Origin of the sequence: Thalassotalea sp. G20_0 (assembly GCF_017744175.1) — a bacterium.
Taxonomy (GTDB): Bacteria; Pseudomonadota; Gammaproteobacteria; order Pseudomonadales; family Endozoicomonadaceae; genus Endozoicomonas.
The window spans coordinates 28,871-43,358 of record NZ_JAGHQV010000045.1; the positions used below are offsets into that span (position 1 = coordinate 28,871).

Annotated in this window: 7 protein-coding genes; 4 read left to right on the forward strand and 3 right to left on the reverse strand. The window is 52.8% G+C overall.

Annotated features, from left to right (window positions below; all coding sequences use genetic code 11):
• The first annotated feature begins 37 nt into the window (after positions 1 to 37).
• From pheT to J7438_RS20430, 3 genes are all read left to right on the forward strand, one after another.
• Positions 38 to 2,440, forward strand: a complete 2,403-nt coding sequence (gene pheT, locus J7438_RS20420) for a phenylalanine--tRNA ligase subunit beta (protein WP_209278001.1) — start codon at positions 38 to 40, stop codon at positions 2,438 to 2,440.
• 116 nt (positions 2,441 to 2,556) lie between these two features.
• A complete protein-coding gene (ihfA, locus tag J7438_RS20425; protein ID WP_101747798.1) occupies positions 2,557 to 2,868 on the forward strand; it encodes an integration host factor subunit alpha in 312 nt (103 codons plus the stop codon).
• Positions 2,849 to 3,193 (forward strand): MerR family transcriptional regulator, encoded by a 345-nt coding sequence (locus tag J7438_RS20430; RefSeq protein WP_209278002.1) that lies wholly within the window; start codon positions 2,849 to 2,851, stop codon positions 3,191 to 3,193. The genes ihfA and J7438_RS20430 overlap by 20 nt, the downstream gene beginning before the upstream one ends.
• A 141-nt stretch (positions 3,194 to 3,334) precedes the next feature.
• On the opposite strand, the gene J7438_RS20435 is transcribed toward J7438_RS20430, so the two are convergent.
• Both J7438_RS20435 and J7438_RS20440 read right to left on the reverse strand, forming a co-directional pair.
• Entirely contained in the window at positions 3,335 to 4,429 is a 1,095-nt protein-coding gene (locus tag J7438_RS20435) for an ankyrin repeat domain-containing protein (protein WP_209278003.1), read from the reverse strand.
• A gap of 211 nt (positions 4,430 to 4,640) precedes the next feature.
• Positions 4,641 to 5,438 carry an ankyrin repeat domain-containing protein gene (locus tag J7438_RS20440; protein ID WP_209278004.1) on the reverse strand — a complete coding sequence of 266 codons (798 nt, stop codon included), beginning with the start codon at positions 5,436 to 5,438 and terminating at the stop codon, positions 4,641 to 4,643.
• A gap of 608 nt (positions 5,439 to 6,046) precedes the next feature.
• Here J7438_RS20440 and J7438_RS20445 point away from each other — a divergent pair.
• Positions 6,047 to 13,936 carry an AAA family ATPase gene (locus J7438_RS20445; protein WP_209278005.1) on the forward strand — a complete coding sequence of 2,630 codons (7,890 nt, stop codon included), beginning with the start codon at positions 6,047 to 6,049 and terminating at the stop codon, positions 13,934 to 13,936.
• Between the two features lie 269 nt (positions 13,937 to 14,205).
• On the opposite strand, the gene J7438_RS20450 is transcribed toward J7438_RS20445, so the two are convergent.
• The coding region (locus J7438_RS20450) for an IS4 family transposase (protein ID WP_286196782.1) at positions 14,206 to 14,488 on the reverse strand (283 nt) is incomplete at its 5' end.

Here is a 14,488-nt window from a genome sequence, read left to right on the forward strand (position 1 = left end):
TAAGAACGGACGGTTTTAGCAGGATTGAGTAAATAGCATGAAATTCAGTGAAAAGTGGTTGCGGCAGTGGGTCAATATTGAGGTCGATACCCAGGCGCTGGTGGACAAAATCACCATGGCTGGTCTGGAAGTTGACGAGGTTGAAGCGGTTGCCGGTGAGTTTACCGGTGTCGTTATTGGTGAAATTGTTGCCTGTGAGCAGCACCCGGACGCCGATAAGCTGCGGGTGACTCAGGTCAGTACCGGCAGTGAGTCTTTCCAGGTGGTGTGTGGTGCCCCCAATGCCCGGGTGGGTATCAAGGTTCCCTTTGCCACTGTGGGTGCCGTATTGCCCGGCAACTTCAAAATTAAAAAAGCCAAATTGCGCGGTGTTGAATCCTTCGGCATGCTCTGTGCCGAAGAAGAGCTCGGCATGGCAGAGTCTTCCGATGGTTTGATGGAGCTGCCTGCGGATGCCCCGGTTGGCCAGAATATTCGTGAATACCTGTCGCTGGACGACAAGATCATTGATGTGGATCTGACGCCTAATCGCGGTGACTGTCTGAGCATCGCTGGTCTGGCTCGTGAAGTCAGTGCAAACTTTCTGGCGGATGTGACGGAAGAGCAGATAGCGGAAGTGGCACCCGCCATTGATGATACCTTCCCGGTTCATATCGATGCTCCACAGGGCTGCCCGCGCTATGTTGGCCGGGTTATTCGTAACGTGGACGTTTCCCGTTCTGCGCCATTGTGGCTGACCGAGCATCTGCGTCGCTCCGGTATCCGCTCCATTGACCCGGTGGTGGATGTCACCAACTACGTTATGCTGGAACTGGGTCAGCCTATGCACGGCTTTGACCTGGATACGCTCTCTGACAGCATTCATGTGCGCATGGCGGAGTCTGGCGAGAAGCTGACTCTGCTGGATGGCCAGGAAGTCACACTGAACGACAACACACTGGTCATTACTGATGAGCAGAAGGCTCTGGCGATTGCCGGGGTGATGGGGGGAGAAGGTTCCGGCGTCAGTGACCAGACCCGTCATGTCTTTCTGGAAAGCGCATTCTTTGATCCGATTACCATTGCCGGTAAGGCCCGTTCCTATGGCTTGCACACCGACTCTTCCCACCGCTTTGAACGTGGTGTGGATTTCCAGCTGCAGAAAAAGGCGGTTGAACGTGCCACGGCCCTGATCGTTGAGATTTGTGGCGGTGAACCGGGTCCGGTAACGGAAGTGGCCAGCGAAGCCCACCTGCCTGCTCTGCGTGAAGTGACACTGCGTTCTGAAAAAGTGACGTCACTGCTGGGTATGGCCATTGAAAATCGTCATATTGAAGCTTTGCTGTCGCGCCTGGGTCTGGGCTTGACGCTTGTTGAAGAGACCGGTGGCCAGGCATGCTGGACGGTGTCTGTCCCCAGCTGGCGCTTTGATATTGCCATCGAAGAAGATCTGGTGGAAGAGCTTGGCCGAATTTACGGCTACAACAATCTGCCTGAGAGCACGCCGACAGCGCTGCTAAAAATGAAACAGGTGGACGAGTCCCGGGTTCAGGAATCAGACATTCGTCGTGTACTGACGGCCCGTGGTTATCAGGAGGCGGTGTGCTTCAGCTTTATCGCTCCGGAACTGCACCGGCTGTTTGACCCTCAGCGTGAGCCTGTTGCCCTGTCCAACCCGATTGCCAGCGATCTGTCCGTGATGCGTACAACGTTGCTGCCAGGATTGGTTAAAACCGCTGGCTACAACCTGAATCGTCAGCAAAGCCGGGTTCGTCTGTTTGAAACAGGTCTGACCTTTATCAGGGAAAAGGGCAAAGACGGCGATGAACTTAAACAGGAGCCAATGCTGGCAGCACTGATTACTGGCAGCCGTCATCCGGAAAGCTGGCAGGGTAAGGCTGAAGCCGTTGACTTCTTTGACCTGAAAGGCGATTTCGAAGCGGTCTTTGCCCTTGGTCAGGTCGGTAATGAGTTTGTGTTCCGCAAGGGCGAGCATGCTGCCATGCATCCTGGCCAGTGTGCCGAAATTGTTCGTGATGGCAAAGTGATTGGTCATATTGGGGCCCTTCACCCATCGCTGGCAAAGACGATGGATATGCCCGCTGCGGTCTACCTGGTTGAGCTTAGCCTGAAAGCGGTGACTGAAGGTAAGGTTACCCGTTTTGCCGCCCTGTCGAAGTATCCTGAAGTTCGCCGTGACCTGGCACTGGTGGTTAACGCCGCCACTGCTGCTGGCGACATTGAACGGGTAATTGCCAGTGAGGCCGGTGAACTGTTGCGCCGGGTCAATACTTTTGATGTTTATGCCGGTCAGGGTATTGAAGCAGGGTTCAAGAGCCTGGCCATGGGCTTGACCTTACAGCATCCTTCCCGCACTCTAAAGGATGACGAGGTTAATGAGCTGGTTGACCGTGTTGTTGCCCGCTTGAAACAGGACTTCGATGCCAGCCTGCGTCAGTAAACGCCAGTCAATGGCCTCAGAGTGAATAATAAGATCATGGTAATAGCCTGTTATCTTTCTTTCAGGAAACCCGATACAGCTATTACCATGGGAAAAACAAAAAAGGGGATTGGTTCATGGGAGCCCTGACGAAAGCCGATATGGCCGAGCGACTGAATGAAGAGCTTGGTCTTAACAAACGCGAAGCCAAAGAGATGGTCGAGCTGTTTTTTGAGGAAATTCGCCAGTCTCTCGAAAAAAATCAATCGGTGAAACTGTCCGGCTTTGGTAACTTTGATTTGCGGGATAAACGTCAAAGACCAGGCCGGAACCCGAAAACGGGAGAGGAAATCCCGATCACCCCACGTCGTGTGGTGACCTTCAAACCCGGTCAGAAACTCAAGGCGAGAGTGGAAACCTATGCAGGACATGGAACTCAGGACGAGTGATCTGCCAGCCATCCCTGGCAAACGCTACTTTACCATTGGCGAAGTCAGTGAGCTCTGTTTGGTTAAGTCTCATGTGCTGCGCTATTGGGAGCAGGAATTTCCCCAACTGTCACCGGTTCGTCGAGGTAATCGGCGCTATTACCGCCATGAAGACGTACAGCTGGTTCGACAGATCCGCAGTCTTTTATACGATCAGCGCTTTACCATTGATGGAGCCCGCTCGCAGCTAAAGCGTCATGCGGTCAAGCGACAAACGTTTGATTATCGTACTGAAATAGCGCAGGCAATATCGGAATTAGAAGCAGTTGTTGATATTTTGTCCTGAGCTAAATATCTAATAATTGGCTGCACCTTGTCCCAGTGCAAAGCCGAAATTTTCTGATGGTTGCCATGTTCTGTGATAAACCGGAAATCCATGGCGATCGATTCTGCCTGTTCAGAAAATGATTCGGAACAGGCAATCACTTCATCCGAAGAAGTAGCTAAGTGGTGGCTTTTTCCACGGCGGAATCCAGGATACTGGATCAATTAGAAAGGCGATGTCTTGCAAGTAATATTTTTCCCAGAGACTATCACAGCCATTATAACGTTTTTGCTCTAAGAGCCTGGGATTGTCTCTCAATTTCTGGATGTTATCCAATCCAATTTTCAACTCAATAAGTTCTTTGGGTGTGTTGCCATTTCTATCTTTATCGTCACGTGTTGAGATCGGTAAGCTCCCCGGGAAATCCAAGTGACGGTAGCCATGTTTTCTTGCCAAATCCCTGTTTATATTGTCGGTTGTTTCCATTTGCTCTCGTTGCAGATATCTGAAAACTTCATGATCATCCTGCTCCACAGCACAATGAAGCAAAGTTTTCTGATCTTCTGATTTGTGAAATAAATGCGCTCGATAATTTTCACTCCTGCTGAAATGACTGCAAAGCTCACTCACTACTTTAAGACTACTGTGACTTGCCGCCAGACTAAACAGGCTATTGCGTTTGTCGTTCGTGGTATTTTCCAGTTTACCCGAGCTGCTGAGTGCTTCCATAAGGGTTAGTGCCCCTTCATTCCAGCCGGTCATCAGGGCAAAATGCAAAGCCGTGTCGTGGTTCATGGCAATTGGCAGGATATTTCTAATCTCGTTAGGGTCCTCCAGTCGCGCAGCATCAGCAACGATAGCAGGAGTGACAGATATAACAGTAGTGATAGTAATAGAATCGGGAGTAGAAGTCGTAGTCGTAGTAGAACAAGAAGCCGTATGTTGATCAATGCGACTCCGGCAGACATCATTCTGAAGAGCGAGCTGTAAGAGTTCCGTATCACCTGCGAGACAGGCAATGTGCAATGGGGTTAAATCACAAGGAAGATCCCAGTCATTTAATCCACCTTCAGCACTTTTTAATAGTCCAGCAACCACCTGAGCTTTTTCGACCAACATTTTAATGTCTGTCAACTCCATAAAGGCCTTGGCAACCTCACTGCAGGAAGCCCCGTTTGTTGGTATGACCTTTGCGCCTTCGAATTGCGCCTCCTGGGCTGCTGAAGATGGATTAATTTGAGAAGTATTGACATCCATAACAAAGTGACCTCGAACGTATACCTGCGTAATTTGAATACAGGATCACTACAAAGTTCCTGACTAAAACCAAAAATTTTCCATCACTTGTTTATCAGGGTTGAAGAGTAGAACGTGAAGACGGTTGCTGTGTTTTGTGATAAACCGGAAATCCATAGCAGTCTATTCTGCCTGGTCAGAAATTACTTCGGAACAGGCAGTGCTGATCAATTTATACGAGATTGCATGATCTCAACGGCGAAATCCAGGATGTAGGCTGCATTAAACCAGTAATGTCTTGAAAGTAGTAAGTTTGCCAGGGGTGCTTATCGCCACTAAAACGTATTTGCTCTAAAAGTTTGGGATTGTCAGAATATTGCTGGACAAAAAGCAGACCAACTTTGATTGCGGCAAGGTTATCGGGTGTATTACCATTTCTATCTTTATCAGCACGCGTTGTTCTCGGGAGCATCCGGAGCTGGTTATCCTGGTCATTCGCCGAATCTCTGATCATTTTTCTGGTTGCGGACAATTGCTGATCTTGCAGATAGTTGAAAACTTCCGGACCATCCTGGTCTACTGCACAATGAAGCAAGGTTCTCTGGTGTTCTGATTTGTGAAACAGATACTCTCGATAATTTTCACTCGACTTGAAAGAATCACAAAGCTCACAAACAACTTCAAGACTGCTGTGACTTGCCGCCAGACTGAGCAGGCTTTCGCCTCTGTCGTTAACGGTATTTTTCAGTTTATCCTGAACATCAAGCTCTTCCATAAGTGCTAATGCTCCTTCGTTCCAGCCGGTCAGCAGGGCAAAATGCAAAGCCGTGTCGTGGTTTGTAGCAATTGGCTGTTGATCACCAACTTCGTTATTGCTCTTTGGTGACGCAGTTGCTGCATTGGCAGTAGCTTCATTTGCAGTAGCATCAACATCAGCAGATGTTTGTTGATCAATGTGCTCCTGGCAAAAATGATCCAGAATAGCGAGTTTTAACAGCTCCATATCACCAGCAAGACAGGCAATATGCAACGGGGTTAAATTGCAGGGGAACTCCCAGTCGTTTAATTCACCGTCAGGATCCTTTAATTGTCTGGCAACCGCCTTGGCTTTTTCGACCAGCGTCTCTGTGTCTGTCAACTTCGGGAAGACTTTAGCCATCTCACTGCAGGACGGTTCTTTTGCTGGTATGGCTTCCACCCCGTCGTGTGGCGTCTCCTGGACTGGTGAAGCCGGAATATGCTGTTGAATTTGAGAAGTGATATTCATAACAAAGTGACCTCGTGCATGAACCTGCGCTCTTTGAACACCTGATCGGTACAAAGTTCCTGACAACAACAAAGAAACTTCCTATTACCCATTTACCAGAGTTGAAGAGCCAAACCTGAAAACAAGATCAAAAACGACGACTTTCGAGAAATGTTAATTGAAGTGCTGATTTAGGGACTGAAGCCAGCGTTTGTGACGTTGTGTCTACTTGCCAGAAGGGTAAGGATTACCTGCTACCAAAATATACAGGCTCCAACTATGCGTATATGCGTAGGTTCTGTATTTAATGAAGTCTTTGAACTTTTTATTTGTCTATTTGTCCAACAGGCCTGGGAGAAACACGACACAAACCATGCTTTAGAATGATTTTTATGAACATTAATAACTCTTCTCAACCGGCTGTTTTAACAAATGACAATTTATGTCCTGATAAAAACAACAAGCCCGAAACACCAGAATTAATAAAGGTTGTATCTCCTCAGATTCAGATGGCTTCTGAACCAGGGCAATTATTTCCTACAACGCCCCTTGGTGCAAAACACCAGACAACAGCAAAAACCAGAGCAGTTCGGCAGTATCCCACCCCTCAACCCGAACCTGGCCGATCATTTGGTTTTCGTTTTGTGGCCTCTGATGATGAGTTGCGCAGTCTTTTGCAAGCCCGGACCCGTGACAGCGGGGGGGATGTCATGCTTATCACTCATCCCGATGACTTGTTTGAAGACAACCTGGTGCAGCGTCTGCACATTACGGCTGACAGCCAGCCCGTCCTTGAGTCTGGCCGACTCTTTGCCTGCGATACTCCGCTGACACTGGTACTGGACATCCGTTCTCTCACCAGCGAGGAGCTGCCAGCGTTCAATGATCTGCTGGATCCTGAGAACCCCTGTCTTTACGACAAGACAAGGCAAGAGAAGCACTCTCTGGGTAACCAGGTTTCACTACTGGTACTGGCCAGCCCTGAGCAGCTGACCAGGCTGGGCAGCAACGATCAGGCTCCGGGGGCTGATTTCTGGCGCCGTGTCAACCGTCCGGGTATCAGCTGGCAGTTTGAGACCCAATCCTCCGATAAAAAAAATCCGGATGTCCGGGACACCGCTTTGCTGCCTGAATACCAGGGCACCCCCGCCGCTATCGGCGATGGCGATGTCATGACGATTGATTGCCACCTGCACAGTCACTGGCGTCCCTTGCTGTTTGGAGGTCCCGGTGTCGATCACCTGGGGCGTATCCGGCACATACCCGGCCAGCTTGAGCAGCTGCGGCCCGGCCAACAGGTCATTCTGAAGGGTGCCGACTGGCAGGATTTGACCTTTGAGCAGTCCATCCGCCAGCTGCTGAGGCGCAGGGAGTACCCATGCAATGGCGAGACTCGTAAATTAGCCCAAGGCATCCAGTTTTACCGGATGCCCGTCGCCGAACAGGAACTGGGTACGCTGTTCCGTTCGCTGGATAGCAACAATGACACAACCCCTGCCCGGACTGCCGGGCAGAACCATATCCTTATCAATCCGGTCAGCATGGCCCAGTGGCTGAATCCGGTGCGCATTGCGCAGCAGGGGTATGCCGTCCCCAATACCCTGCTGGAACAGCAGATCCGGGCCGGTGGCGCGGTTATTGTCACCGCCCCCCTCAGTACCGCACTCTGGTTCCAGCTGCTCGGTGCCTTGCAGGGCATCCGGGAAGCGACGGGGATAACACCCTTACTGCAGGTTGCCGCCCCACAGCGGCAGCCGGAATTACCGGGCAAGTCCGGGTGCACCAGAGGGCAGGCGTTGCTGGCCGCGCTCACCGAAAACCGGTCCTGTGCCTTCGTGCTTTACCAGCAAGCCCCACAGGCCACTGCCTGGCTTGCCGCTCAGCAGGAAGCACCGCTGGTAATTCAGGTCAACGAACAGACCACCCTGAGCCAGCTGTTTGACAATATCCACGTTACCTCGGAGCAACAGGCCCGGTTTGGTCGTTGTCAGACTCCGCTGCACAGGGCCCTGCAAGCCGGAACTCCGGTGGTCCTGCGAGGACTGGCCAGCAACCCGGAGCTGCTGCAGGCCCTGGAGCCGCTCTTCTGCGCCCAGCCCTTGCTGGTGAACGGTGAGTTGTACAGCTACCCGCGAGCCCGGATCACTGTGCTCTGGTCGGCATCAGACCACAGTCCGTCACCCCTGCTCAGCGCAGCACTGGCCAGGGCTACGCCGTGTCCCGAGCCGGATATCTGGGCCATCTGCGCCGGGCAGCACGGCATGAACCGCGCCGATCTGCCTGAACAGGCCATCACCAGGCTCTACGAGGCGCTCAGGACGGTCCCCCGCTCACTGTGTGAGCCATTGCCGACTCTGACACAAGGCCTGCTGAACAGCCTGATCCTGGCCGCCCGCCAGGCGCAACACCGGGACAATGCCTCCGCGCTGGCACCCCGGCACTGGCGCAAGGGCATTGACAGCCTGCTGACCCACCGTACCCGACAGACGACCTCCGTGCGGGATTTCAGCAAGGTGGTTTGCCGACGGTTGCTACCCGATGCTGACGGGAACCACTGGGTAGACCCGGACCGTTTGCAAGGCATCATTGCCAGTGCCCGACCAATGGACCGGGCGTTTGTCAAAGAGCACTGGTGGCCGCTGGCCAGGGCCTTTGGGCCGGCGCTGCCCATTCCCGTAAAAAAAGATGGGCCGTGGTCATTATCCTTTGACGATCCACTCAGTGACTCCAACTCCCAACAACTGGACTCGCTCTGCGCCATGCTGGTGGCCCAGGCACCCCAGGCACAGCAACCGGCGATGGCCCGGCAGTTACAGATCGACCCCGGGGACTTTAGCTCCTACCGATACTTGCCCGTCCGGCCATCGGCCCAGATCAAACGGCTGGAAGATGCCCTGACGGTCGGCTGGTCTCTGCCTCTGAAGCCCGGGCAGACGCGCTCTGATGCCATCCACACCCTGGCGAGCACCTGCTTTACCATGGCCCGGGCGGCAGGGGAAGGTGCCAGCGAAGCGGCGTCAGCGCGTATCAGCGAACAGTTAAGGCAGTCACTGGTTTGGCAGGGGTCCACAGAGGCACCCCTACGGGCACTGGCCAGGGATCTCTGTCACGCCCGAAGCCACCAGAAGGATCGTGAAAGCCGTCGTCTGGCCCGATTACGGGCTCGACTGGCCGAGGCACCGGTGATTTTCCTGCAGGGTGAGACCGGCACCGGCAAAAGTTATTTCGCCGCCACTTTGGCCAGGGCATGCGGCCCGGCCCGGGTGGTCTCCCTGGGGCCGTCGGACACTGAGCAGACCCTGATGCAACGCTGGCAGTGGCAGCAACAACCGGACAGCAATGACCGCTATATGGTTCAGCAGGAGCAGGCGCTGATGGCCTGGGCCAACACCCCGGGAGTTGAGCAGGAATATGTCACACTGGTGCTGGACGAAGCCAACCTGGCCAGGACCGGACTGTTGGCAGCACTGAACGGATTATGGGAGCCAACCCCCTGTGTCTATGTCAGTGGTCACCCGGTCACCGTCAGCCCCAACCACCGGGTGATTCTCACCGGCAACCCGGATCATTACACCGGACGACAGCTCGACCCCACCCTGAAAGCACTGATGCCCGCAGTTTACTACCCGCCCCTGAACCGGGCTTTTCTGCGCGACCGGGTGGTGGCTCCTGCCCTGCTGACCCTGCTGCAGCGGCATCTGCCCGAAAGCCGGGCAGAGGCACTGGCACAGCAGGGCACCGACAGCGTCATGGCCCTCTGGCAGTATTACCCGGAGCTGCTGCCAGTCCACGGGTTTACCCCACGGGACCTGACGGATATTTGCGCCTGGGTGGGCTGGTATCTGGACCAGAGCCAGCCGGAAACCCCCGGGCCGGTGACCCTTGCCCAGCTGAACGGGTTGATCCTGCAGGGTTTCCGGGATGTGCTTGACCCGGCCATCAGCGCAATACGCCAGGATGCCCGAACCGCCCTGGCGATCTGGTTTGCCAGTCAATACCCGGTGAACAACACCCTGACTGAACTGGTCAGGGATAAAACCCTGAAGGACATCAACCAGACATTTGCCAGGACAGCGGCCAGGCTCAAACCCGAATTTGATACATCCGGGGCCGCCGTCAGCAACCTGGTGCATTGCCTGGGGCAGGATCTGAGCCGTTGCCAGCAGGCTAACCAGCACCAACGGCAACACGGTGGACGTCAGGCCACCCTGATTGAGGGACCGGCCGGCCGGGGTAAGGATGTCACCCTGCAACTGTTGATCAACAGTTACCGAGAGCAGCTGGGCGCGGAAACCCTGCCGGAAGTCCGCATCCTGAACGCCTGCGATTGCACCTGGGACATCCTGTGCAAGGCCATCAGGCAGGCAAAAATCCGCGGAGAGATCGTGGTCATTGCCGAACTCAACCGGATCGACAGCCAACACCTGGAAGGGGAGCTGAATGATATTCTGGCCGGTGATGCCCATCCGGGCTTCCATCTGTTCGCCACCATTAATCCGCCGCACTACGGTGGTCGCAAAGCCCTGTCACCGGCACTGGCAGGGCGGTTCCGTTACCTGCCGATTCGCCAGTACAGTCCGGCGGAACTGCAGGCGATTGCCGGTAAAGTGCTGCCGCAGACCAGGACAGCGGTTGCCGCGTCCCTTACCTGGTGGCACTGTCAACTGCGGTCACACCTGGCGCAGCATCAGTTGCCGTTGCAACCTGCCAGCCTGGATCTGCAGCGACTGGCCCGGGCCGTGGCCGACGGTGGCGACTTCAGCGACCGGGCGATCAAGGAACTGTTCAGCCAGCACTACCGGCTCTATCTGCTGGCGGCAAAAACGACACTGGAGGCGTTGTCGGACCAGCCGGTGGCAACAGGGTATAAAGGTACCATTGAGCCTCAACTGTGCACCTGGCTCAATACCACCCTCACCGACCTGGAACGCCCCTGGCTGATTCGCCGTGGTGCATGCACCCTGCTGCGGGAAGATCGCCATGAGATTACGGTCAACAGTGATCTGGACGAACCCCGGGCCCGACAGGCGATCATCACCCTGCTGGCCCGGGCGCACTGGCAAGCGTCCGGCCTGTCGCCGGAACCGGATATTACCGGCAATGCCCTGACCCAGGCCTTTTACCGGTACTGGCAACAACAGTGGTTTAACCACCGCTTCGGGCACACCGGCATGGCCCCGGACACCGCATTTCCACTGACGGCCGCTCAGCAACAAGCCATGACGGGAACAGCGCAGCAATATCTGCCGCAAGCGGACCAGTTGATTGACCGTTGCGGTGTGCAGCCGGTTCATCTGTGGCCCGCTTTGTGGAAAGAGCTGGAACAACTGCTGACTCATCCTGTCAGGCCGTTATCGGATCAGGTCAGGCCACAGGCAGTTTTGGCCACTGGAAACACCGGAAATGTCACCGAAGACACACAGCCAGTTGGCGGTTCCGGAACCTCCAGCGCAGCCTCAAACTCGGACAATGCTGTCGAAGCCCTATACCAATCAGCCAGCAGCAGTGAAGCCGGGTCCAGCAAACAGTCCATATTTTCAGGCATAGTGGAACTCTTTACCGGTCAACGCAAGAGAAAACGCAGAGACAATTTATTGTTCGAATTTTTGCAAGCCTCACAAAAGAAGTTGTGCTTAGATACCGATTTTGAATCCCAAAACAAGCCAGACGAGGTTGTTGGCAGATACTTTATTGACAGCAAATGCCATCCGGCAAAGTATCGATTCCGTTGCCTGGATGTCATCGTGGCTGCTGACGGTGGCATCGTTATTGATGATTTGCCCCCAGAGCCGGTTGAGGTCACATTACCCAACCATCCGACCGGTTGGGAAAATAGAATACCTGCTGCTAACCAAAGCCGTGCACACATTAGTCTGAAAGCGGTCAATGGCCTGTTCAGGTTACCGGGTCTAAGTCCCCATGAAGACATTATCGGTATGGTTATTCAGCCCGGTCTGCCATTTCGTCTGACCAGAGACGACTATTGCGGCTTGCACAGCGTGGTGGTACCTGCTGCCAAACGCAACGAAACCATAGCCTTTACTTACCTGGTTCAACAACAGCCGGATAGCAGTCATCCATCGTTCACTGGTGACCACCGTGTGAAAGACTGGACGCGTCGTCCGGAAACAAGCTGTTCAGCAGAAATAAAAACAGGTATTAAGGACCTGTTTGAGCACATGCATAAAGTTCCGGAAGGGCTGTGTAAAGATCTGCTCGCTATTCAAAAGGCAGAGTCTCCCCGGCAACGCATTGAGGCAATTGCCCATTATTGTCAACAGTTTACCGGTAAGGGAAAACCGGACCCGGGCACTCACTTTTTCTCGTATCTTTTGCACAATCGGCAAGGGGCTTGCGCGCATCGCTCCGCGATATTTGTAGCACTTTGCCGCTATTACGGCATTGCCTCCCGATTGGTGGGCAATGCCATCCATACATTTCCCGAGTACTCCCTGGATGACGGTGGCAATTGGCAGTCGAGGCTGGGTCTCGGTGGTGCCCCTGCCCGGTTGGATGTATTGGAACCCGATGTGCAACCGACGCAAAAGGCAGCACCACAGAGTTCTCAATCCCAAACAACGCCTGGCCTTTTCGATCAGGCTACAGAACAACAAAAACGCCGGGGCAGTGAACTCATCGTTACAGGGAAGCCTGGCAAGACCGTTGACTTTGTTAGTCCGCTGCCAACAATCGATCTGAATATCGTTGGACAAATCCGTGCCCTGTGCCGTCAGGGTTTAACCGGGCTGCTCCAAGGTGATGCTTTACTGGAAAAGATGGATCGGAAGATTTCGCAACTGGGTAATGACAAAGAACTCCTTCCGGACTTAAGGAACGGCGAAAGGTGTTTATATGAGGAAAAAGAAACAACTCTCAAAGCTATCTTGCTCTCCAGCTTGCGCAACGAAAGCAAGAAAATAGCAGATGGTCAAATTATAAATCAACTTATGGATATCAAAAAACTGTTTATGCATTGTAATTTTGACATTAATAAATGGCTTGAAATTTTAAGCGATGCAATACGGTTAAACGCTGATTTCTCTGAGCCTTCGACTATCAATATTGTCCGGGAGGCTTTGGCATCCGGTTTACTGGACCCGGACACACTCAATTACCGCTACAAGAATAAAATATTTTGGGGGGGTAGCGGCGCTATCCAGTTTCTGAGCAGACATCGCGAATTAATAAATTACCTGGAAGGCTTTGATGAACTGAAGCCTCTTGCCATCGATGCCCGGAAAAAATGGTACACACATCTTTTTGGATATGAAAAAACGGGCAAGCGGAATTACCAGGAAATACTTGAGGCCTTGGCAGAACCCATTTTCATTACCCACGATCACGGTGGAAATTCGCCTTCCCTTCAGTCCGGGATTGCAGGCCGATCCCTGAATGATTCCTGGACCAATGATCCGACAGGAATTCCGGATATTGGACGTATGTTGGCACACAAGGCCGCCTTTCCCATGATGCGGGCTGGAAAAAACCATCAGCGCCCAGTGATTATGATAGGTCAACCAAAGTGGAAGCTAACTAACCTTCCTGATATGGTCAACGCCATTTTGCCACGGATATCTCGGGATAGCCCGGAGTTTGCCGTGCTGAGAAAGAAAGAGGCGACATTTGAGCTTGATGGCGCTCAGAAAAGTAAAATCTTTTACATGGTAGATAAACCTGATCGACTAGCGACCCTAGACGGATTACAGTTTAGGAAAATATTCATAGGTTCTATGCCTATTCAGTCATATCTTGAATTACCTTTGAAAGTAAAAGTAATAATGCACAGAGGCTATAGGGACTGGGAACTTGTTCACTTGCAAATCTCAAGAGAAGAGAAACGGAAGCTGGAAAATTTGGAAAAGCATTGTGAGGAATCTATCAAGCAAGCATTTTTTCAATATCTATTTCACAAGACCCACATCAACGGTGGGAGCCTGACCTTCTGCTGGGAAGGGAGGGAAAGTAAATATGGCTATGATCGAATTGCGCATGACCAATTAAGGCAGGGTGCCCGTAAAATATCCTCTGCGAAGGAACTGATTGGCATGACAAACGTCACATGTCCTACATATGTTAGACTATCTCATTTTGACCGCTCCAGTTTACAGCAGGCGCTGAATATCAGTGATGCTCTGGTGCTGACATCCGCTGAGCTGACAACCATTGCCCGGGAGTTTTGCTCTTCGGTGGACCCGGATTCTCTGGCTGCACAACTGAGCAAGGAATTGTCCCGAAATAATTTCGATATTTTGAACTCGATCTCCGTTCATCCTGAGTGCTGAGCTTGTCGAAGTATCGAAGGGTGATTGGCACAATACATGAGGCCGGAGTTCACGCCCTTCGACAGGCTCAGGACGAACGTAGTTTTGAAACTCTGAAATGTGCATATTATTTCGGGACAATTCCCAAGGCAGAAATCCGGTAAAATCGTGGCAATTTATCCAAATCAACAGAAAGCTCCCGGTAAACTCTCATGATTCCGGGCTTAAACAGGTTGTTTCACATCCTGCAGACCCCGGTATGCATTCCCACACAGAGCCCTATCTCTTAGTCACATCTCCACACCTCTTGTCATTCGGTAGGTGTGGAGACGATCCTGCAGTTTTGCCCAGCCATCCCAAATAGCCAGCCATCCCGGTATCCCTGTACGCTTTGAATTGCACCAGCCACCCACCTTGGCTATGGTATGCAGCAACCACGTCAACGGTGGTACTTTTTTAGGTAAAGGCTTTCCTTCATAAAAGGTCAGCCAAAGTACTTTCCACTCCTCATCGCTGACTACCCGATTGGCCGGTGTCTTTTCATTCCAGGCTTTGTCGTCCTTTTGTTTTCGC